Below are 19,556 nucleotides of genomic sequence, written 5' to 3'. Positions count from 1 at the left end.
CGTTGATTCGTTTCAGCAACCGGCGGTGCCTTGAGGGAAGGGCGCACACATGACGCACACAGGCGAGCGGGCCCCCACCACCCGGACGGCGGGGCCGCCGCCGCCCGACGCCACCCCCGAACCCCCTGCCTTCGGACCTTCGGCCTTCGAGTCCCCGGCCGTGTTGGGCGACAACCTCCCGGCCTTTTACGAACGGCTCAAGGAGGAGCTGACCTTCCCGCTCGCCTGGGGCACGTCCCCGATCCGGGACTTCCCCACCTGGCGCGGAACGGCCCGCGCCACGGTCGAGGCACACCTCGTCCACCCGGCGGACGACTCCCCGTTCGACGCCGAGACCGTCGACGAACGGACGGAGGAGGGTCTCCGTCGGCGGATCGTCCACGTCAACCTGACACGTTTCAGCCGGGTGCGGGCGACGATGCTCCTCCCGGAGGGCGGGGGGCCGTTCCCGGCGGTGCTCCTGCTGCACGACCACGGCTCGAAGTTCGACATCGGCAAGGAGAAACTCGTCCGGCCCTGGTACGACGAGACGAGACTGTCCTCGGCGCGGGCCTGGACGGACCGGCACTTCGACGGACGCTTCGTCGGCGATGAACTCGCCCGACGCGGCTACGCGGTGCTCGCCGTCGACGCCCTCGGCTGGGGCGACCGCTCCGGACTCGTCTACGAGGGCCAACAGGCCCTCGCGAGCAACCTGTTCAACCTCGGCTCCTCCTCGGCCGGACTCATGGCGCGGGAGGACCAGCGCGCGGCGGCCTTCCTCGCGTCCCTGCCCGAGATCGACGGCGAGCGGATCGCGGCACTGGGCTTCTCCGTGGGCGCCTGGCGGGCCTGGCAGGTGGCGGCGCTGTCGGACCACGTCCGCGCGGCGGTCTCCATCTGCTGGATGACCGGTTTGAGGGAGATGATGGTGCCGGGCAACAACACCCTGCGCGGCCAGTCCGCCTACACCATGCTCCACCCCGGCCTCTCCCGCCACCTGGACATCCCCGACGTGGCGAGCATCGCCGCCCCCAAACCGATGCTGTTCTTCAACGGCGGGCGGGACGGGCTGTTCACCGCCGCCGGTGTGGAGACGGCGTACCGGAAGCTACGGGCCGTCTGGCGCTCGCAGGGCGCGGACGACCGGCTCCGGACGAAGGTGTGGCCGGAGTCGGGGCACGTCTTCACCCACGAGATGCAGGACGAGGCGTTCGCCTGGCTGGACACGTGGGTGGCGCGCGTCTGCCGTTGAACCGAGCACCACCACGATGTTTACTGCGAAAACACAGTCAACGCCTACCGCTGGCGTGAACTCGCGATTATCCTGGTGGCGGTCGGCGCACCGCCGGCCCGAGAGACTCTCAGGGGGTGGGGTCTGTATGAGCGGAACCAGGTGCAAGCGGTGTGACCTCCTCATCGGCATGGGGTGTGCCTGCCCTTCCCGCAGGAACGGCGGGCAGGGAGAGGCGAGGAACGACGTCGGGGGAAGGCGCCGCCAAGAGCAGCCGGTGACGGTCCGGCGGATCGCGAAGACCAAGGCCCGACGGAACGGGGAGCGCCGGAACCCCGCGCCCGCGCCCTGGGCCGACGCGCTCGCGTACGACGACGACCGCGAGGCCGAGGCGTTCCGGGAGGAACTCCGCGACATCACGGAGCTCGGCACCAGCGTGTGGACGGTCTCGGGCGGACTGCCCATCCTCGGCCGCCGACGCTGACCCTGGCCCGGCCGCCCCGGCTGCCCCTCACGATCCGGGGCGGCCGGGGCCCGGTAGTCACTCCACAGCGAGCGGATCGGCTCCGTCGAACAGGACCGACGCACGCCGCCCGAGCGCCGGGGTCGGCGTCGCGGCTCCGCCGGGGGCGCTCACGCGGGCCGTCCGGGCTCGCCCCAGGTGAAGACGTACCGGTTCTCCTCGGCGTCGAACCGCACGGTGTGGTCGATGCCGGGAACACCGGTGTTCTCCCGCAGCCACTCGATCATGGCCGCGGCGGCGGCCTCCGCCTGGTGGTCGGTGAGAACGGGCGTCTCAAGGGCGTGGACGGTCACGATCGCGTGCTCGTCCCGGGCGTCGGGTCGGAGCTGGTCGGCGACCAGGGAGAGACCGTGCGCGAGCCAACGGACGTCCCGCGCCGCGAGGTTGTCCGGCACGCTCAGCCAGACGTTCGGCTGCCCCGTGCGGACCGCTCCGGCCGGAGGTTCCCGCGTGACGGAGTGCTCCGCCGCCAGGCGCACGACCATGCCCCAGGCGGCGCCGGGCCGCCTCCGGTACTCGTACACGGATCTCACCGATCGCCGAACCTCCCACGGGGACTTGGGCAGAGGAAGGACCCCGCCGGTCACCTGAGGATGTCGGTGTTGGCGTCGAAGCCGTGGGACTCGCCGGAAGACTCGGGCAGGACCTCCGAACGGATCTCCCCGGCCATGAAGGACAGCAGGAACCGCGCGCAGGACACGGCGTGGCTCTCCCACTCCGGGCCGCGCCCCTCGTTGATCGTCACCGTCCATTCCTTGGGGGCCTGGTCGGGCCCGGCGAGCCAGTAGAGGTACTGCCCGCCGTCCTCCACATAGGCCCAGGGCAGTAGGCGCGTGCCGTCCTCCGTCAGCCCGGTGGGCTTCGGCTCGCCGATCGCCCACAGCCTGGGCAGGATCTCTTCCCGCTCCCGGGTGATGGCGAGCAGGTCGTAGTCCTCGACCGGGCATCCCGGCTCCAGGAGCCAGACGACCTCGTCGAACACTCCCCCGCCGTAGAGGTCGACGAGTTGCTTGTAGTCCTCCGGCAGCGGCGTGCCCAGTTGGGCCTCCACGGTTTCCCAGTCGCGGGGTCGCGGGGGAGCGGGAGGAGGGACGAGTTCGGTGATGCGGGCCACCGTGGGGTTCACGCTCTTCTCCATGTCGGGTGCGGCAATCCGGGGAGGCCGCGTCTACGGCCCCGCCGGGAACTCCCCGTCCGTCTCCGTCATGCCGACCTCTCTCCCGCCCAGACGTCACGGTTTTGGACGGCGGGGCCGTCGACGTGCCGGGCGCCGGCAGTGTACGCGGCCCAGCGCAACTCTTGGCAGCCGAAGAAGGACTCTCCCCAACCGTCCACCCAGATCCGTACCCGGGACGGTCCGGTCCGGGTGATGTCCCACCACTGCCATCCCCGGGAATCGTCGTCGGGGTCGAACCGGTGGAGCCAGTTCCGCAGCGGCCACGGTCGGCTTTCCGTATGGGCCTGGTACGCGGCGCGGCCGTCCCGCGCGAAGTCGGGTGCCCCGTCCCCGTCTTGGGAGCAGGCCGCGACGAACCAGTCCGGTACGCCGTCGGTGGGCAGGTCGTCCTCGGTGAAGTCCTCGGTGATCCCCAGGCCCATCGCCGCCGAGAGCACCGAGCGCAGCCGCTCGGCGTACGGCTCGGGGTCGCCGGGGAGATCCACGGTGAACTCGCAGAGGACCGGTGGGGCCGACTCGGCGTCCGGCCGGCGCCGCAGGCGCTCGAACTCCGCTGCCAGGCTTTCCTCGCTGTGCATCATCGAATGGTCGCTGTCGTTCCTTCGTGGCCGGGGAGAATCATGGGCTCGGGGGGACGTCACAGAATTCGAGGGCACTGACCGTCCAAGGGGATTGACACACGCGGCACGACCTCTCGAAGGAGTGCGTACGTGAGCGCCTCACCGCGTCGGCGCCGAAGAGGAGACTCGTGACCACGTTCTCATACGCGACGACTCGCAGGATGCCATGGCATTCGAGGCAGGTGATACCGCGCATCTCGCCCACCACGGCCCCCGAGAAGTAAGCGGGATCTCCTTGGCCGGTGGTGATCAGTTCATCGAGGACGGAGAGGTCGCTGCCGTCGCTCCAGTGCAGGAGGTAGTAGGCGGCCTGCCGCCATCGCGGAAGCAGGAGCAGCACCCTGCGCATGCGCTCGTGGCGGGCCAGGAAGCGATCCTCCGATTCGCCGAAGTTCCCCGCCGGCCGAAACGACAGAGGAGCGCCGGCCGGAAAGTAGCGGACCTCCCACTCGCCGAACCGCAGATTTTGTCCGTCCACTCCTCCACCTTGATCGCATGAGGAATCGGAGCTTCACGCTCACCCGCTCTTGGCAAGTGCTCTGCGGAGGCGGCCGCCTCGGTGCGTGGGCCACTCGGGCTTCGGAGGCCCCCGGCCATCGCTGCTTCATAATGCCCGACCGACCCGCGCGGTCGGGCGCACGCCCAGGCAAGCGATGACCTGTGTTGCCTCCGAGTCGAGGAAAACTTGAAAATAGAAGCCGTTCTGGGGGCGATCGTCCACATAACCGATGAGAACGTGTTCGCCCGTATGGGCACGCAAGTCGGCGACCGCTTCGGGGAAACCAAGGGAAGGTTGTCCGACTTTACGTGTACGACGCTCCCGCCTGGTGTAGACGGCAGTGACGCGGTCGGTTCTGGTCGCCTCTTCCCAGATCATGAATGTCGCGCCCCTCGACAGCGCCTCCGCGCAGAGAAGTTCGACCTCCCTGCCCCCGGCCCGCAACAGCCGCTCCAAATCCTCCCTGATCCTCGTCACGAGACCACCGGGCCCGAGTTCGTCCGCGGCGTCCAAGGCGACATCCTCGTAGTCATGGGTCCATGAGGCGAACACGCTATCGGTGTTGCCGCCGGCGTGCCGCCCCGGGGCATCGTGTCCCCGACGGTCGCCGGGTGGGCCGGGGGCCTGAGGCGGCCGGCGGGCGAGGACGACGGTGCGATGTCGGCGAGTTGGCCCGGAGTGGTGGGGATGAGCGGTGATGAGCGGGCAGGCACGGTCTTCGTTGTGGTGATCAGGGATGTGACATCTCGTGATCACTGGAGGTCGTGCCTGCCTCCGTTCCGCCTCGAGGCACCTGGGCGCGAAGCATCCCGAACCACCCGATCATCCATCAAGCCGGTTGTTCTGCGAGGACGACGCAACCCTGGCCTGCCTCCACCAAGCGATGGGCGGAAAGGTCGGTTCTTCCATGCTCACGTCACGCAGGGTGAAGGCCACATCAGAGGAAGTCGGCGCTCGCCCGGAAATCGTGTTCTTCGAAGGGCATGTCGAAGAAGATGTCGGACTCGACTCCTCCGGTCAAGAGGATGGACCTGAGAAATTCGGAACACGACATCGGGTGACTTTCCCATTCGGGGCCGCGTCCTTCATTGATCATGATCGTCCAGTCGCCAGGTTGCCATCCGGGGTGGGCGAGCCAGAAGAGGTACTCGCCATTCTCCGTGACCGCCCATGCGACGAGCTTGCTCCCTTCTTCATGGAGTTCCGCAGGATTGGGTTCTCCTGACTCCCACAGGGACTCCAGTTCCCCCGGACGGTTCTTGTTCTTTGTCAGCAGGTCGTAGTGGATGTTGGCGCAGTCGGGTTCCAGAAGCCAGATGGTGTCGTCGAAGACACCTCCGCCGTAGATGTCGACGAGCTGCTTGTAGTCCGCCGGGAGGACGGTGCCGAGCCGGCTTTCGACCTGTGTCCAGTCCTTGGGCCGGACACCGGTGGGAGGAGGGATTTCCTCCACGATCCGTGCGACGTCGGGGTTCACTCCTGCTCCTTCTCCGTTGTCAGTGAGGTTTTCTCAGCGCTTTTCGTGCCATGCATTGTTGAGGACGAGGGCGGCCTGGGCGACGGCTCCGATCCGGCTGGGACTGATCGTCACGTGCTGGAGGGCCCGCCAGCGCTGCTTGAGTTCGGCGGCGGCGCGTTCTCCCCGGGCACGGATGCCGCGCAGGAGCCGGTTGTGGGTCCGGTTGTCCGCTGCCAGCGGCGAGGAGATGTCCGGATGCGGGCGGAAGGGTGTGTGCACGCCGATGCCGGCGCCGGTGTAGCCGACATCGGCCAGGGTCGGCAGTCCGGCGCGGGCCGCGGCGTACAGCGCGGGCAGCGCATGGATGCGGGCGGCGCGCAGGTCGTGCACCGAGCCGGGCTCAACGTCGGAGACCCGTCCCCAAGCTCTGCGAGCAGGGGATGCCCCATGCAGCGAGCCGTCGGGAGCCGCTATGAACTGCAGGTTTCCGGCGAAGTGCCGCCCCTTGCCGGAGTACCACAGGTCGTTGCCCTTCTCGGTGGTCCCGGCCACGCGATCGCAGGGAATGAGCGTGCCGTCCAGCACCACATGGCTCAGACCCCGCGCCCGGCAGCGCTCCAGCACCTGGTGCAGGTCAGGGGCACACTCGGCGAGGACGTCGATGCCCTCGTGGAGATACCGGTAGCCGGTGGCCTGGGAGATTCCGGCGTCGCGGGCCAGGCAGTGCACGCAGGTGCGGTGGCGGAACCAGCGCAGCACCAGCACGGCCTGGCGGAACGGGCCCGGCGCCCGCGAACCGTGCGGGGTGCCGATCTTCCGCCGGTGGGCAGCCGGCAGGCGCGCGAGGAAAGCCACCACCGGGCGCGGGACGTCGAGCATGGCAACATGGGGGACCAACGTGAAGCCTCTGGTGTCGCAGGACGATCTTGTGAGAGAGGACCGTCCTACCAGGGGCTTTACGTCTGCCGCCACCGGGGCAGGGCTGCCCGAATCGTCCGGACACCAGAGCCTCATCCGACTTCGCGCAGATCATTTCGCTGAGAAAACCTCAGTGGACATGTGACCGTGCACTCCCCCCGGAGCCCGTGGGACGGGAGACCACCGCGTGCACCATGGAGGTCAATTCGAGCGGATCTCCCACCCGCGGAGTTCGGCCACCTCCTTGGCCGCGTGTGTAATCCGTTCACGGACATCGAGGCAGGAGTCGCGCATCTCCTCGATTGTCGCGTTGCGGAGGAGGTCGCCGGTTCCGTTGACGTAGGATGCCAGGAATCGAGTCTGGGCTTCTTGCTCCAGCCGTTGCAGGTTTCCGACTGGGGAGGGTTCCCCGGCTCTGATGATTACCGCACGTTCTCCGCCGAGCTTGAAATCGAAACCGGCCAGGAAGGTCTCCATGGTCTGCCCCGACATCTCGGCCCGCCCAGGAGAGGGATTGGCGTAGACGGAAAGGGTGTTGACGGCAAGTAGCAGCGACTGGGTAGCGTGAAACTCCTGACTCTCGGTGTCGTCTTCCTCGTCGCTGTTTTGGGCCAGTAGATCTTCCGCTTCTTCAAGGAGCCCGATCACGGCCTCGTCGTCGACCGCACCGTGGGCGGCGTCCCACCCGAGGGACAGTGCCTCCTCGAACAGCGCGGCCCCTTCCGATGCCCCCAGGAGCTTGTGGATGCCGCTGCCCCGTTCGGCGCATGCGGCGCAGAAGGCCACGAGTTCCGGATGGGCCGCGGTCTGCAGAGTGCGGTACAGCTCACTGTTGCGCGCCATGGTCGAAATTATTCCCTTTCTGCCCAGAAGAGAGTTTAAGGAAGAGAGTGTAAGGCGAATTTTGTGGCTTGTGTCCGCGCATTCCTACGCCGCCCAATTCTATGTCACGAGTATTCACCAGTGGGAGGCATCTGTCGTTGCAGAAGTTCCGTGAAGCTGTTCCGAAAACTGCGTGTTAATTTTCTCTGAGGGAATTGAAAATGCCCTCCTCTGCGTGACCGGGAGCCTGGACGAATTCTTCGCCCGGTCGCAGTTGCCAGGTACTCGGCATGGGGCCGTCTCCATTGATGCCTATCCTGATCACGTACTCCTTCGACTCCGAGTTGAACACGCCGATGACAGCGGTAGTGCCCTTGACATCCGTCATGAAGTAGTCGTTCCGGAGGGATTGCAGCTCCTCCGCACGGTTCAGGGCGAGGCGCGCGTCGTCCTCGGTTCCGGGTGAGCAGGGTGCGAGGCCGAGTACATCGGTCCAGGTATGGGGGTTGTGGACGTAGGCGACCGGGTTGGGCGCGGGGGCGAGGCCGAGGGGGTCGGGGGTGGTGTAGCGGGCGGTGTCGGGGTCGTAGTGGCGGAAGTAGTTGTAGTGGAGGCCGGTTTCGGGGTCGGCGTACTGGCCGGGGAAGCGCAGTGGGGTGTGGGTGGTGGCGCCGGTGTTCCAGGTGGTGGTGCCCCACAGCGTGGTGCGGGCGTGCCAGGCGATCTCGCCCGTGGCGTCGATGAGTTCGGTGGGGGTGCCGACCAGGTCGGTGACGATGGCGAAGATCCGGCGGTCGACCTCGGCCTGAGTCGCCTGATGGGTGAGGCGCTCGGTCTGGGCGACCGGGGTGAAGCCGGTGTGGTCCCAGGTGAGGGTGACCGGGTGGGGCAGGTCGGGGGCGGTGGTGGTTTGTTCGATGAGGACCGGGCCGTCCCAGGTGAAGTCCACCTGTTCCACGACGGTCTCACCGTCCGGGGGCAGGCGTTTCCGACGATCGTGTGACCCAGTGGACCACCGACCCAGTACGACGAACCGAGCATCGAGCCGGCCTGGCCACCATGTCTCGCTCCGCCAGGGTCCGATGCCGCACCTTCTGAAGGGCACCTCCCTCCGGGAGAGCCCGGAGGGATGGCTTCTCCTGCTGCTGGCTCCCATGGCGCAGAAGCACACCGGCCGAGTATCAGGCGACGTCTCCAAGCCGGTCCGGCGCACGCCCTACAGGCGGTCCGGTGACGACACGGCGCTGCGGAGCTGTAAGCCGGAGGGCCTGGCAGGGCACGGCGCCGGTCGCTGACTCCCGCTCGGTGGTTCCTGTCCGTGCGGGCAGGAACCACCGAGCGGATCCGGCTGGGCCACGGGCAGGGCATGCCCGCACCTCAAGGGTGATCGTGTTGCAACCCGTCCTCGGGCTCCGCGTTCCCGGCGACCTCTTCCCTCGGCCGGTGGCCGGGACAAGCCGTATGGCTCCACGCCGATCAGCGGCGCGCCGACCGCCCCCCGTACTAAGGCTGTTCCTCCAGCACGACGACAACCTGGACCGGGAGATCGGTGTCCTGCTGAACGACACCGGCGACCAACGTCCGGCCGTTCAGGGACCACTTCCGGAACGCAATGTACTCGTCGGTGTCCTCCGCCGTCCCCTCGACGTCGACCAGATGGGCCGAGAGCGCGGAGGACTCGATCTCCGGGAGGAAGTCGGCCAAGACCCGCTCCCCCTCCGCGTAGACTGCCTCCAGATCCTCGAAGTAGCCCGTGTCCTCGTCCACGTCCCGCATCCAGACGGTGAACTCGACTCGAATTCCGCCCGAATAGAGGTGGATCCAGCCGAGAATGCCGTTCTTGCGCCATGACGTCTCGAAGCCGTTCTTCGGCCGCCCCTCGGCCTCCCAGCCCTGGGCCTCGAACTGCGCCGCCACACCCTCGCCGGTCAGCGGAGAGAGACTCCGGATTCCCTCCAGCAACTCAACTACTTCAGCCATTCGCTCATTCCACTCATGCCATTGCCAGGTACGTGGTACGCCCTGATCTTTCCACTGGCGAACGCTTCGGGGAACGTATCGGCCAGAACCTTGTTCACATGCGCGGCACCCCACTCATTGGACACCATGTAGCGCACTCCCTTGCCGCCCAGCGCCTCGTCCAGCGCGAGCAGCTTCTCCGCCTGATTGGTGATCCTCGATTCGCTGTAGTGCCTGTGTCCGGGGTTGTACTGCGACTTCTCCCACTCCGTGGGCCGGTCACCGCCGGTCCATTTCGCCTCCGTGATCCACCCATCCGCCGGACCTCCGTCGACGTGGACCTCCCGTCCGTCCGGCAGGATCCACTGCTGTTCGTAGTCCTGGTTGGTAACGGTTCGCTGATACCGAAATGAGGGGCGTTCGAGCAGTCTGTCCGTGAGCCACCCCAACCCCTTGAACCGAGGGCAGGGGGACAGCCCGAAGGGATCGCAAAAGGTGTACGGGTTGTGGACGTAGGCGACCGGGTTGGGCGCCGGGGTCAGGCCGAGGGGGTCGGGGCTGGTGTAGCGGCCGGTGTCGGGGTCGTAGTGGCGGAAGTAGTTGTAGTGCAGGCCGGTCTCGGGGTCGGCGTACTGGCCGGGGAAGCGCAGCGGGGTGTAGGCGGTGGCGTTCCGGTTCCAAGTGGTGGTGCCCCACAGCGTGGTGCGGGCGTGCCAGGCGATCTCGCCTGTCTCGTCGATGAGTTCGGTGGGGGTGCCGACCAGGTCGGTGACGATGGCGAAGAACCGGCGATCGACCTCGGACTGGTCGTCGGGGTCGAGGAGGCGCTCGGTCTGGGCCAGCGGGCGGTGGCCGTCGTGGTCCCAGGTCAGGACGGTGTGGGCGGTGGTGTTGGTCTCCTCGGCCAGGCGGGTGCCGTCCCAGGTGAACCGGATCTCCTCGGCGACCTCGCCGTCGGCGGTGAGGCGTTGCTTGGCGGTGCGGCGGCCCAGCGGGTCGTAGCGGTAGCGCCAGACGGTGCCGTCCGGGGTGGTGACGGAGGTCAGACGGTCCTCGGCGTCCCATTCGTAGTGCCAGGTATCGGGCTTGCGGGACAGGCGGGTCTTCTGCCGCAACACGATGCGGCCGGCTCCGTCGTACTCGTAGCGCACGCGACCGGCTCGCATCAGGCGGGTGCCGTCGTAGGTGCGGGTGCCGCGGGCCTCGGGGTGCGGGGCGGCGTCGGGCCAGTGGGCGGATGTCTGGTTGCCCGCCGCGTCGTAGGCGTAGGACTCGCTCCAGCCCTCGGCGGTGACGGTCAGTGGGCGACCTACTGAGTCGAGACCGAAGTTCCGAGTGGTGCCGGTGAGGTGATCGGTGGTCGAGGTGAGATAGCCGTCGGGCCGGTAGGCGTAGCCGCGGGACAGCAGAGTTCGCCCCTGCGTGGTGAGGGTCTGCACGGTCGGGCGGCCGAGGGGATCGAAGACGGTGGCCAGGGTGACCGGCTGGCCGGCGGCGCCGAAGGAACGTTCCAGCTCACGCCCGAGCGCGTCGTGGGCGAAGGTCAGGGTGTGGCCGGAGGCGGTCAGGGCGGTGCGGTGGCCTGCCGCGTCGTAGGTCAGCTCGGTGACCGCGCCGCCGGGGGTGGTGCGGGAGATGCGGCGACCGAGGAGGTCGTAGGTGTAGCGGACGGTGCGGCCGTCGACGGTCTCGGCCAGGACGCGGCCGAGGGCGTCGCGTTCCATGGTGAGGGTGGAGGTGGGTGAGGCGGCACGTATCAAGTGGCCCGCCTCGTTGTAGATGTACTCGGTACGCGCCCCCTCGACGTCTTTGGTCACCAGGCGGCCGAGGACGTCGTGTTCGTAGCGGATCTCGTGGCCGAGTGCGGTGGTGCGGGCGGTCAGGCGGCCGGCCGCGTCGTGGGTGTAGCCGATGGTGCGGCCGTCGAAGTCGGTCTCGGATATCAGCCGGCCGAGCCGGTCGTAGGCGTAAGTCCAGGTCAGGCCCTGGGGGTTGGTGACCTGGGTGAGGCGCAGCTCGGGGTCGTAGGCGAATTCGTAGCGTGCCCCGTCCGGGTCGGTGCGGGCGGCAAGCTTGTCGAAGTGGGTGTGCTCGAAGCGGGTGGTGCCGCCGCACGGATCGGTGTGGGAGGTGCAGTTGCCCTCGCCGTCCCACGTCCAGGACTCGGTGCTGCCGTCCGGCGCGGTGCGGCGGGCCGGGTGCCCCTCGACCGTCCACTCCAGGCGGGTGACCGCGCCGATAGGGGTCTCCCCGCCGGAGGCAGGGGAAGGGTCGGTGACGGTGACGGGGCGACCGAACGCGTCACGGGTGACGGTCGCGGTGTGGCCGCTCGGGTCGGTGACCGCCAGCGGCAGCCCGGCGGCGTCGTTGGTCACGTACTGGACCGTTCCGGTCGGGTCGGTGACGGCCACCACCGCGCCGCGATCGTCGTGGGCGAAGGTGGTGGTCGCCCCGTCCGGGGCGGTGACGGAGGTGAGGTTGCCGCGCTCGTCGTACTCGTGCCGCCAGGTGGCGCCGTCCGGACCGGTGATCTCCACCGGCAGGTTGAGGTCGTTGTAACGGGCCGTGGCGGTACTGCCGTCGGGCAGCGTGATCGCGGTGACGTTGCCCGCGTCGTCGTATGTCCAGCTCGTGGTGCGGCCGAGCGCGTCGGTGCGGGACAGCAGGTTGTCCCACCGGTCCCACTCCTGCCGGGTGGTGTGGCCGAGGGCGTCGGTCCGCGCGACGACCTGGCGCAGCCCGTTGATCTCCAAGGCGGTGACCGCGCCGGTGGCGTCGGTGTAGCGGGTGACCTGGTTCCCGGCCTCGTTTGTGCCGTAGTCGAAGGTGGAGGACAGGAAGCCGTCGGGCCCGACCGTCTCCACCACCCGGCCGGCGTCGTCGTAGACGTACCGATAGGTGGAGTCGTTGCGGTCGGTCCAGGAGGTGATGCGGGCCGCGTCGTCGTAGGTGAAGCGCAGCGGGAGGCCGGAGGAGTTGACCACCGCGTCCAGATGCCCGGCCGGGTCGTAGCCGTAGGAGAGGACCGGCACCGAGCCGCCCGGGGCGTCGGGGTCGTGCAGGGCCAGGCCCGTCACCCGCACCGGACCATCCCCGCCCAGGCGGGCGGTGGCGATCTGAACCTGGTAGCCGCCGGAGTGGACCACCGCCGTCGGCGTGCCGTCCGGGTCGCGGACGACGTCCACCCGGTTGCCGTTGCGGTCCTCGACCGCGACCAGCCGGCAGAACGCCGGAGCGTCGAAGACGCCGCCGGGCAGCTCGGCCGCGGCGAAGCACCGGGTGACGCCGGTGTGCGGGTCGGTGACCGCGAACGCCACCCCCGGCTCGTCCACGACACGGGCCAGCGGCAGCCGCGGCCCCTCCACCGGCCGCACCGGCTCCCCACCGACCTCCGGCACCGCGGGGTAGGTCAGCAGCGAGCCGTCCTCGCGCGCCCAGATCACCGTGCCGTCGCCGTCCACGTGCAGCCGCTCGTCCAGCGTGGAGGCCCAGGAGCGGCCGAACCAGTGCCCCCACCGATAGTTGGACAGATGGGTGCGGCGCAGCACCAGCGGCAGGATGCCGGGCAGCTCCAGATCGGTCTGGGCCAGGATCATCTCGCCGGTGGCCACGTCGACGGGGTCGGTCGCGCACTCGGTCTTGTTCAGCGGGATGCTGTTGGTGCGCGGATCGGACTTCACGGTGCGCAGCGAGTCGGGCCTGGTGTGCGGATTTCTCCCGTCGCCGTCGCGCCGGGAGGAGGAACCGTTCGGGCCGCCGCCCTTCCCGCCGTCGCCGGTGTCGGGCTTGGTGAGTGCGTCGAACTTGTCCTTGGTGTGCTTCTCGTTGGTCTTGTGGGAGTCGGAGATGTTCCGCACGCCCTTGGGCAGCGCCCCGCCCAGGTGGTCGCCGAGCTGTTTGGTGGCCTTCTCCAGGGAGCCCATCATCTTGTCGGCGACCGCGTCGATGGCCTGGGCAATGTCGTCCCGGCCGCGGGTGCGGTTGTGGCTGGCCTTGGCCTTCGTCAGCTTGCCGGTGGTACGGCCGTTGAGCGAGGTGCTGACGCCGTTGAGCTTGACCGCGGCCCGGTCGTGTTCGGCCTCGTCGACGTCCAGGGTGCCGATCACCCCGCCCAGGTGCGGGACGCCGTCGGCGGAGGCCAGGTTGAGGCCGTCCTTGAGCCCCTCCTTGCCCGCCTCGCCCACCTTGTTCAGGTCCACGCCGTCCTGCAGGCCCAGCCCGTCGGCGGCGAGCTGGACCACCAGCTCGGCGGCCATGTTCTCCAGCGCGGCCGCCGCCGGTTCGGTCATCGCGGTGACGATCTCCTGCACCGCCAGGTCCAGCATCTCCTTGATGGCCCGCTTGACCGCGATCCGGCAGGCTTGGATGGCGCCCGCGCCGATCAGGGTGGACAGGCCGGCGGTGAACGGGGCGGCGGCCAGCGAGATCCCGGCCGAGGCCGCGCACGCGGTCAGCTCGCCGATGGCCACCCACTTGCGGGCCTCGATGATGTCGGCGGCGGCGTCCATCGCGCCGGCGAAGATCCGGGCGGCGTCGGCCAGGTCGGTGAGGTGTTTGTCCTTGACCTTGCCCCAGTAGCCGTTCAGGGCGGTGAGTGCCTCGCTGTCGCCCGAGGAGATCAGCCGCTGCATGCTCTGGTGGGCGGCGTGCGCGTCCTCGTCGACGTCGTCGGCGAAGTCCCGCAGATCGGTGGCCATGTCGCGGTAGGCGTCCTCGTCGACGTTGGGCCAGCCCACCCCGATCAGATCCAGGATGGCATCCACACCGTCGGGCAGCACCACAGCCACGAGACGTCCCCCCTCGCCGTCCGAACCAGCCCCGCAACGGTCAGCCAACTACTGTTCCACAGACGCGAGTTGGCCATCGAACGGTTTCCGAACACCCGACGCACGGAGCCTGCGGCAGACCACGACAGGTGCTTCACGGCGTCAGGCTCGAATCGGTGCGGACGGAAGGCGGGGGTACCGCTGACGGCAGCGGTACCCCCGTGTGAACAGCCGGGTCAGCGCTCCCTGGCGTGGGCGACGAACGCGGCCCACCCCTCGGCGGGGAAGCGGAGCACAGGGCCGTGGGTGTTCTTGGAGTCGCGTACGTGGACGGTGCCGGGGACGGCGGCCACCTCGACGCACTCGCCACCGCTGGTGCCGCTGTAGCTGCTCTTGAACCATGGCAGATCGGCGAGACGGTTCATGGAGTGTTCGTTGCTCATAGCTCTCCCGCTGCGCGCTCGATGAGACAGACCGACTCCTCAAGGTTGAGGGCCTGCGATCGCAGCATTCCATAGCGCAGCCAGAAGTCGCTGACCTGATCCGGTTCGGAAGCAAGCGAGCCGATGTCCTGTGATTCGGTGTACGCGATCCTGCGGTGATCGGTGGTCTCCAGCAGCACCATCGAGCCATTGAGGCCGGAGTGCGCGCCGAACGAGGTCGGCATGACCTGGAGTTGGACGTTGGGACGCTTCGCCTGTTCCAGCAGCTTGTGAAGTTGTGCTTTCATCACCTCCCGGCCGCCCACTGATCGGTGCAGCACGACCTCCTCGATCAGGAAGGTGGCCACAAGTGGAGGGCAGGTTCGGGACAGGAGCGCTTGGCGGTCCATCCGGGCGGCGACCCGTTCCTCGACCGTCCGCTCGTCCAGCGGTGGGAAGTGAGCATTGAGCAGGGCCCTGGCGTAGTCCTCGGTCTGGAGCAGGCCCGGAATGACGTAGCCGCCGTACCAGCAGAAGCTGATGGCGTCCGCTTCCAGGCTTGCGAAGTCGTGGAAGAAAGTCGGCAGCCGGGCCATGTCGACCTGATCCTGAAGGGCGAGGAGGGTGCCACCCGCCTCCAGGGCGTGTTCGACGGCTCGGGTGAAGGCGAGTTTGGCCGGGCGCCGCCCCTGTTCGACGGAGGCGACCTGCTCGGTGGAGTAGCTGATGGCAGCGGCCAGTTGCTCCTGGGTCATCCCGGCTCGTCTGCGGTGGAGCCTGAGCAGTTGGCCGTAGCCGAGCCAGATGCCGGGCGGATCGTCGTGGTTGGCGGCGCCCCGCCGCCGTCGCGGCTTGTCGGTCATGCGTTCCGTACCCCCTCGCGGTTGGTCCACCCGGACCAACCGCGAGGCCCACCCCTGGTCACGGCCCCGACCCGTACAGAACCGCGCCCGCCCCGTACACGAACCCGGCGGCGGGTCATCCCTTGGCGGGACGGATGCGGGCGAGTGGTCGTCGGTGCGCTGACACGCCCGGAGGCGCGGACCGTGGTGGACGGCCGGCCCGAGGTGGGAAGGTGGGTCGTCAGCGGTGAGGTGCCGGCCGACGGGCCGGAACCGGGGCCGGGCGGGGGAGGGTTTCGAGGGACGCTGGACGGGGAATCGCCGCGCGTTGATGGAACGTTGATGGTTCGTTGATCGCCGGTGGGCAGGGTGGTCGTATGGCGATCGATTTCTCCGGCCCAGTCAGGCAACTCCCCGGATGGTGGGAGCGCGCGCTGTGCGCGCAGATCGGCTCCGAGCCGTTCTTCCCGGAGCCGGGCAGGACACCCGCCGAGGCCAAACGGATCTGCCAGTCGTGCGAGGGACGTGTCGAGTGCCTGGAGTACGCCCTCACCAACGACGAGCGCTACGGCGTGTGGGGCGGGCTCTCCGAGGAGGAGCGCCGCAGACTCAAGCGCGCCTGACGCGGCCGCCGGCCGCGTCAGGCGGCGCGGTAGCCGTCGACGGCCTCCGCGTAGGGCCGCAGGTGCGGGGCGAGTTCGCGCCCGATCAGCTCGGCGTCCGCCGGGGGAAGCGTCAGAACGGTCCGACGCAGGCGGACGCTCCACGAGGCGGGATCGGGGAAGACCGACAGACGCCGCACCAGGTCGCGCAACACCAGCCCCTGGCGGAAGGGAGCCAGGGCCTCGATACGCAGCTCGCAGCCCTCGGTGAACTCGCGCTCGCCGAACCGCACCGGCTCGGGCAGAGCGCGGACGGGACCGGCGACGCGCGCCCGCGCCATGATCCGCCCCAGGTCACGGGTCGGATTGCGGAAGCAGCCACGGGTCGTGTAGATCAGCAGCTCGTCGCCCTCGGCGAGGGAGGACGGGGCCCGGCCCCGGGGGAAGGCCATGCGCTGAGCCGTGAGCACCCAGGTGAGCGGCTCCCGGTCGCCGATGATCAGAAGGTGCGTAGCTGCCACGGGCAAACCCTGGCGCGGGCCCGACCGCCCCGTCCGCACCCGTCGCGCGCCACTCACGACCGCCCTGGTGGACGCGGACGAGCGCCACGCCGGTCTCGGTGTGGTGTTCCGGCCCCGACTTCCCCTGAGCGGCTCCGCGACGTGGCTCGTGCCGCCGACGCCGCCCGCCGTGCTCGCCGGGGCGATGGGGCCGCGTTCGCCACGGCTGTCCGGCGACTGGCGGAGGAGGGGAAACCCTAGTCGCAGGGTTCGCCGCCGACGTGGAACGTGCCGCCTCGGTGTCGGGGGACCAGCTCGACCTGGACGCGGTGGGTGGCGCCTCCTCCGTCCCCTCCGCCCCCACCGTCCCGGCCGGCCGGGACGACGCCGATGCGCAGGCCCGTGCCGTCGGTGCCCTCCCGGTGGACCCGGACGGTCATCTCCAGGTTCACCCGGCCCACGACGAAGCGCGGATCACCGCCCCGGGCCTCGCTCTCACGCTGTGCCGCCGCCAGATCCGCGCGGACCTGGCGGATCACGTCGATCAGCCCGATGTCCCCGATGTCGCCGTCGTCCGAGTTGGAGCGTGCGTCGGTCACGGCCGTTCCCCCTGCCTTGTGGGCGAGTTGACGGCAGAGAGGCTACCGAGGGGGACGGGCGGCGCGGTATGCCGCCGGGGCGCGCTCACGCCGGTTCCGCGCCCTCCCGGGCCCGCAGTGCCTTCGACAGGGCGACCAACTGCCGGACGTCGGCGTCCAGGTCGCCCTCGTCCGGTACGACGACGGCCACGGCGGAGGTGGACACCGGGCGGCCCTCGGCGTGTGCGCGCAGCGCCTGCCGCAGTCGCGACGCCAGCTCCTCCGGGGCGGCGTCCGTCAGGCGGGCGCTTCCGCCGCCGTCCGCGTCGAGCGCGGCGAGGTAGGGGCTGACGCGGACCAGACCGTCCCGGCACTCGATGGCTCGGCGGTAATAGCGGCGGTGCACCCCGCGCAGGCTCAGCGCGTCGCGCCAGGGCCGCACGGGCAGCCGGTGGAGCGCGTCCTCGGGGAAGTGCCGATGGAGGGTCGTCCACAGTGGTTCCAGGTCGCGGTACGCCCGCAGGTGCCGCCACCACACGCGCAGCGCGGTCAGCCGCATGGCCGCGGCCGGGTAGATGATGCCGACCAGGATCAGCACGATGCCCGGCAGGAGGAAGAAGACCGCGCCGAACCAGCCCAGCGTCGTCTCGGCCGCCCCGGCCGTGTCCAGCGACTCGGACGCCCGGTCGCCGCCGGCCCAGCGCATCACCACCGCGGGGACGAACAGCGCGTTGGCCACGACGATCGCCGCCATGCCGACGGAGGTGGTCCGCAACCCCCGCGCCAGGCGGGGCTCCGCGCCGCGTGCGAGCCGTCGGGTCCACACCCAGCCGAGGGCGAAGCCCACGGCGAGGTAGAGGTCGGCCGTCACGAAGAACACCGCCACGCCGGTGACGGTGTGGTCCCGGGTGCGGACCCCGTCGGGCGTCGCGGCGGTCGCCGCGGTCAGGACGGTGACCGCGAGCAGCAGCGCCAACCCGTACCAGGCCGCGCGCCCGCGGGCCTCGGCCGGTCGCAGCGCCGAGAAGAGGTAGAAGTAGACCATGCAGTTCACCGCGGCCAGCACCAGCAGGTGTTGGAGCAGCCGGGACGTCATGGGGGCCAGACCCAGGAAGATCTCGTTCCGGTCGGCCGCCAGCCCGAAGGGGTACGCGGTGGCCCAGCAGGCGACCAGGCCGGTGACGGCCCACAGGGGCAGGTCGCGCGGCGCCCGCGCCAGCCGGTGGGCCAGCCACGCCAGCACCAGGAGCGATCCCGCGCCGTACAACGTCAACAACAGGCTCACAGCCACCCCAGACGGTCGCCGAGGGAGGTGCCGATGCGCTGCGCCGCGGCGTCGGCGGACGCGCGGGGAGCGACGTGGTCCAGGACGGCGGCCCACTCCAGGATGATCGTGGCCACCGTCTCGGCCTCCCTTTCCTGTTCGCTGTCGTAGGCCGTGCGCCGCAGGGCCCGCCGGACGACGTCCGGGTCGAGGTCGAAGAATCCCGCTTCGGGCGGTAAGCCCTCGGTGCCGCGGCGCAGTTCGGTCAGCAGTTCGTCGCCGTGCTCGTCGCCGCGGTGGTCGGCCAGGATGTGTCCGAGCTCGTGCAGGATGATGTGCCGCTGGTGGGCGCGGCTGGTCTCCTTCTGGAAGACGATGTAGTCGGCCGTGGGGGCGCCCACCCACATGCCGAACGGTCCCGGAACGGGGATCGGGTAGGGCACCAGCCTCAGGGGCCGGCCGCGTCGTTCCTCCACTCGGCGGCAGAGTTCGGCCACGTCCAGGGGCGGCCTGATGCCCAGTTCGTTCAACAGCCGCCGGCACCGCCGGCGCAGTTCCCGTTCCCTCACGGTGTCCGCTTTCCCTCCTCCGGCCGGTGCGGTCCGCGTGCCGCCGCCCCATGATCCGCCCCGGCTTCCTCCGTGGGGACCGAGGGTGGCAGGAGCGGGAAGACGAGTCCAGTGACGTGGCGGGGTGGGTCGGTGGTGGTGATGTGTCCGAGGTGTGCGGTCGTGGCGGACGGGCCTGATCGGCGTGTCGGGGGCAGACGAACGCCTTCCCGAAACAGGACCGACAGACCTGACAAGAAGTGAAGCGAACCACCGTCGTTTGGCCGGTTTTCGGGTGAGCGCGCGCCGGAGGCGCCCTCTGTCCAAGGGCGGTGCGACCCGCTCCGGAATTGGTTTGGGTCAACGCCGACGCGTGGGAGGACTTCCGGCCCGACCGCGACGCCTACCCGCCCTCCGTCCTGGGCCGCGGCAACGGCCGGCCCGGCGAACGCCGGGTGGACATCCGCCGCCTGGACGTGCTGCGTCCGATCCTGGCCGCCCGGATGGACATGTGCGCGGAGAAGGGCTTCGACGCCGTCGACCCCGACCTGTTGAAGAACGACCTCGACCAGATCCCGGCGCCGGTGGACGACTTCGACTTTGCCGTCAACGAGAAGTGCGCCGAGTTCGACGAGTGCGCCAAGCTCGTCCCGTTCGTGGCGAGCGGCAAGGCCGGCCTCCACGCCGAGTGCTCCTTTTCCGCCGACGAACCCTGTGGCACCGCAGAGGAGTTGGTCCTCGACGCGATCCGCAAACGCCTCGACCTCGATGTCTGGCGCCGCACCTGCTGACGGATCAGCTTCCGGAGACGATCGGAGTGGGCAGGGGACTCACGCTCGGTTCG

Annotated in this window: 20 protein-coding genes and 1 pseudogene; 4 read left to right on the top strand and 17 right to left on the bottom strand. The window is 69.5% G+C overall.

Annotated elements, in window-relative coordinates; translation table 11 throughout:
• The first annotated feature begins 49 nt into the window (after positions 1–49).
• Positions 50–1,234, top strand: coding sequence for a dienelactone hydrolase family protein (locus tag IF47_RS0109200; RefSeq protein ID WP_078591670.1), 1,185 nt, complete (start codon positions 50–52; stop codon positions 1,232–1,234).
• Positions 1,235–1,361: 127 nt separating this feature from the next.
• The gene (locus tag IF47_RS30620; RefSeq protein WP_157839936.1) at positions 1,362–1,697 is read left to right on the top strand and encodes a hypothetical protein; all 336 of its coding nucleotides are present in this window, start codon (positions 1,362–1,364) and stop codon (positions 1,695–1,697) included.
• Between the two features lie 149 nt (positions 1,698–1,846).
• Here the strand turns inward: IF47_RS30620 and IF47_RS0109190 are convergent, their stop codons facing one another.
• From IF47_RS0109190 to IF47_RS0109130, 13 genes and pseudogenes are all read right to left on the bottom strand, one after another.
• Entirely contained in the window at positions 1,847–2,269 is a 423-nt protein-coding gene (locus IF47_RS0109190) for a hypothetical protein (protein WP_157839935.1), read from the bottom strand.
• Between the two features lie 50 nt (positions 2,270–2,319).
• Positions 2,320–2,862: an SMI1/KNR4 family protein gene (locus tag IF47_RS0109185; protein ID WP_031507952.1), complete on the bottom strand. Its 543-nt coding sequence runs from the start codon at positions 2,860–2,862 to the stop codon at positions 2,320–2,322.
• A 77-nt stretch (positions 2,863–2,939) separates the two neighbouring features.
• Positions 2,940–3,491, bottom strand: a complete 552-nt coding sequence (locus tag IF47_RS0109180; RefSeq protein WP_342667248.1) for a hypothetical protein — start codon at positions 3,489–3,491, stop codon at positions 2,940–2,942.
• Between the two features lie 40 nt (positions 3,492–3,531).
• Positions 3,532–4,011, bottom strand: coding sequence for a hypothetical protein (locus tag IF47_RS0109175; protein WP_031507949.1), 480 nt, complete (start codon positions 4,009–4,011; stop codon positions 3,532–3,534).
• Between the two features lie 126 nt (positions 4,012–4,137).
• Positions 4,138–4,545, bottom strand: a complete 408-nt coding sequence (locus IF47_RS0109170) for a hypothetical protein (protein WP_157839934.1) — start codon at positions 4,543–4,545, stop codon at positions 4,138–4,140.
• Between the two features lie 424 nt (positions 4,546–4,969).
• Positions 4,970–5,509: an SMI1/KNR4 family protein gene (locus IF47_RS0109165; RefSeq protein ID WP_031507946.1), complete on the bottom strand. Its 540-nt coding sequence runs from the start codon at positions 5,507–5,509 to the stop codon at positions 4,970–4,972.
• A gap of 33 nt (positions 5,510–5,542) precedes the next feature.
• A complete protein-coding gene (locus IF47_RS0109160; RefSeq protein ID WP_031507943.1) occupies positions 5,543–6,388 on the bottom strand; it encodes a transposase family protein in 846 nt (281 codons plus the stop codon).
• A 222-nt stretch (positions 6,389–6,610) separates the two neighbouring features.
• Positions 6,611–7,252 (bottom strand): hypothetical protein, encoded by a 642-nt coding sequence (locus IF47_RS0109155; RefSeq protein WP_031507941.1) that lies wholly within the window; start codon positions 7,250–7,252, stop codon positions 6,611–6,613.
• Between the two features lie 444 nt (positions 7,253–7,696).
• Positions 7,697–8,216, bottom strand: a pseudogene (locus IF47_RS31435) (RHS repeat-associated core domain-containing protein); the annotation flags it as partial.
• Between the two features lie 518 nt (positions 8,217–8,734).
• Entirely contained in the window at positions 8,735–9,211 is a 477-nt protein-coding gene (locus tag IF47_RS0109145; RefSeq protein ID WP_031507938.1) for a hypothetical protein, read from the bottom strand.
• Entirely contained in the window at positions 9,199–13,977 is a 4,779-nt protein-coding gene (locus IF47_RS0109140) for a DUF6531 domain-containing protein (RefSeq protein WP_245641060.1), read from the bottom strand. The genes IF47_RS0109145 and IF47_RS0109140 overlap by 13 nt, the downstream gene beginning before the upstream one ends.
• Before the next feature lie 215 nt (positions 13,978–14,192).
• A complete protein-coding gene (locus IF47_RS0109135; protein ID WP_031507936.1) occupies positions 14,193–14,399 on the bottom strand; it encodes a DUF397 domain-containing protein in 207 nt (68 codons plus the stop codon).
• Positions 14,396–15,271 carry a helix-turn-helix domain-containing protein gene (locus IF47_RS0109130; protein WP_245641059.1) on the bottom strand — a complete coding sequence of 292 codons (876 nt, stop codon included), beginning with the start codon at positions 15,269–15,271 and terminating at the stop codon, positions 14,396–14,398. The genes IF47_RS0109135 and IF47_RS0109130 overlap by 4 nt, the downstream gene beginning before the upstream one ends.
• A gap of 326 nt (positions 15,272–15,597) precedes the next feature.
• On the opposite strand from IF47_RS0109130, the gene IF47_RS0109125 reads away from it, so the two are divergent.
• On the top strand, positions 15,598–15,843 hold the full coding sequence (locus tag IF47_RS0109125) for a WhiB family transcriptional regulator (protein WP_051717297.1): 246 nt from the start codon (positions 15,598–15,600) through the stop codon (positions 15,841–15,843).
• Positions 15,844–15,860: 17 nt separating this feature from the next.
• Here IF47_RS0109125 and IF47_RS0109120 read toward each other — a convergent pair whose 3' ends face one another.
• The 4 genes from IF47_RS0109120 to IF47_RS0109105 all read right to left on the bottom strand — a co-directional run bounded on the left by IF47_RS0109120 (position 15,861) and on the right by IF47_RS0109105 (position 18,733).
• Entirely contained in the window at positions 15,861–16,343 is a 483-nt protein-coding gene (locus tag IF47_RS0109120; protein ID WP_037732274.1) for a hypothetical protein, read from the bottom strand.
• Between the two features lie 236 nt (positions 16,344–16,579).
• The gene (locus IF47_RS0109115) at positions 16,580–16,921 is read right to left on the bottom strand and encodes a trypco2 family protein (protein WP_051717295.1); all 342 of its coding nucleotides are present in this window, start codon (positions 16,919–16,921) and stop codon (positions 16,580–16,582) included.
• Between the two features lie 85 nt (positions 16,922–17,006).
• Positions 17,007–18,185 (bottom strand): MAB_1171c family putative transporter, encoded by a 1,179-nt coding sequence (locus tag IF47_RS0109110; protein ID WP_106982525.1) that lies wholly within the window; start codon positions 18,183–18,185, stop codon positions 17,007–17,009.
• Entirely contained in the window at positions 18,182–18,733 is a 552-nt protein-coding gene (locus IF47_RS0109105) for a hypothetical protein (protein WP_031507927.1), read from the bottom strand. The genes IF47_RS0109110 and IF47_RS0109105 overlap by 4 nt, the downstream gene beginning before the upstream one ends.
• A 329-nt stretch (positions 18,734–19,062) precedes the next feature.
• Between IF47_RS0109105 and IF47_RS0109100 the strand changes: the two genes are divergently transcribed.
• On the top strand, positions 19,063–19,503 hold the full coding sequence (locus tag IF47_RS0109100) for an endo alpha-1,4 polygalactosaminidase (RefSeq protein ID WP_051717291.1): 441 nt from the start codon (positions 19,063–19,065) through the stop codon (positions 19,501–19,503).
• Positions 19,504–19,556: the final 53 nt, after the last annotated feature.

It is taken from the genome of Streptomyces megasporus (genome assembly GCF_000718985.1).
Lineage (GTDB): Bacteria > Actinomycetota > Actinomycetes > Streptomycetales > Streptomycetaceae > Streptomyces > Streptomyces megasporus.
This window is presented reverse-complemented; position numbering and strand designations above follow the sequence as displayed.

Excerpts from the sequence above, each read along its gene's own strand:
- IF47_RS30620 (WP_157839936.1), top strand. The coding sequence starts at position 1,362 with ATGAGCGGAACCAGGTGCAAGCGGTGTGACCTCCTCATCGGCATGGGG.
- IF47_RS0109200 (WP_078591670.1), top strand. The coding sequence starts at position 50 with ATGACGCACACAGGCGAGCGGGCCCCCACCACCCGGACGGCGGGGCCG.
- IF47_RS0109145 (WP_031507938.1), bottom strand. The coding sequence starts at position 9,211 with ATGGCTGAAGTAGTTGAGTTGCTGGAGGGAATCCGGAGTCTCTCTCCG.
- IF47_RS0109155 (WP_031507941.1), bottom strand. The coding sequence starts at position 7,252 with ATGGCGCGCAACAGTGAGCTGTACCGCACTCTGCAGACCGCGGCCCAT.
- IF47_RS0109135 (WP_031507936.1), bottom strand. The coding sequence starts at position 14,399 with ATGAGCAACGAACACTCCATGAACCGTCTCGCCGATCTGCCATGGTTC.
- IF47_RS0109180 (WP_342667248.1), bottom strand. The coding sequence starts at position 3,491 with ATGCACAGCGAGGAAAGCCTGGCAGCGGAGTTCGAGCGCCTGCGGCGC.
- IF47_RS0109125 (WP_051717297.1), top strand. The coding sequence starts at position 15,598 with ATGGCGATCGATTTCTCCGGCCCAGTCAGGCAACTCCCCGGATGGTGG.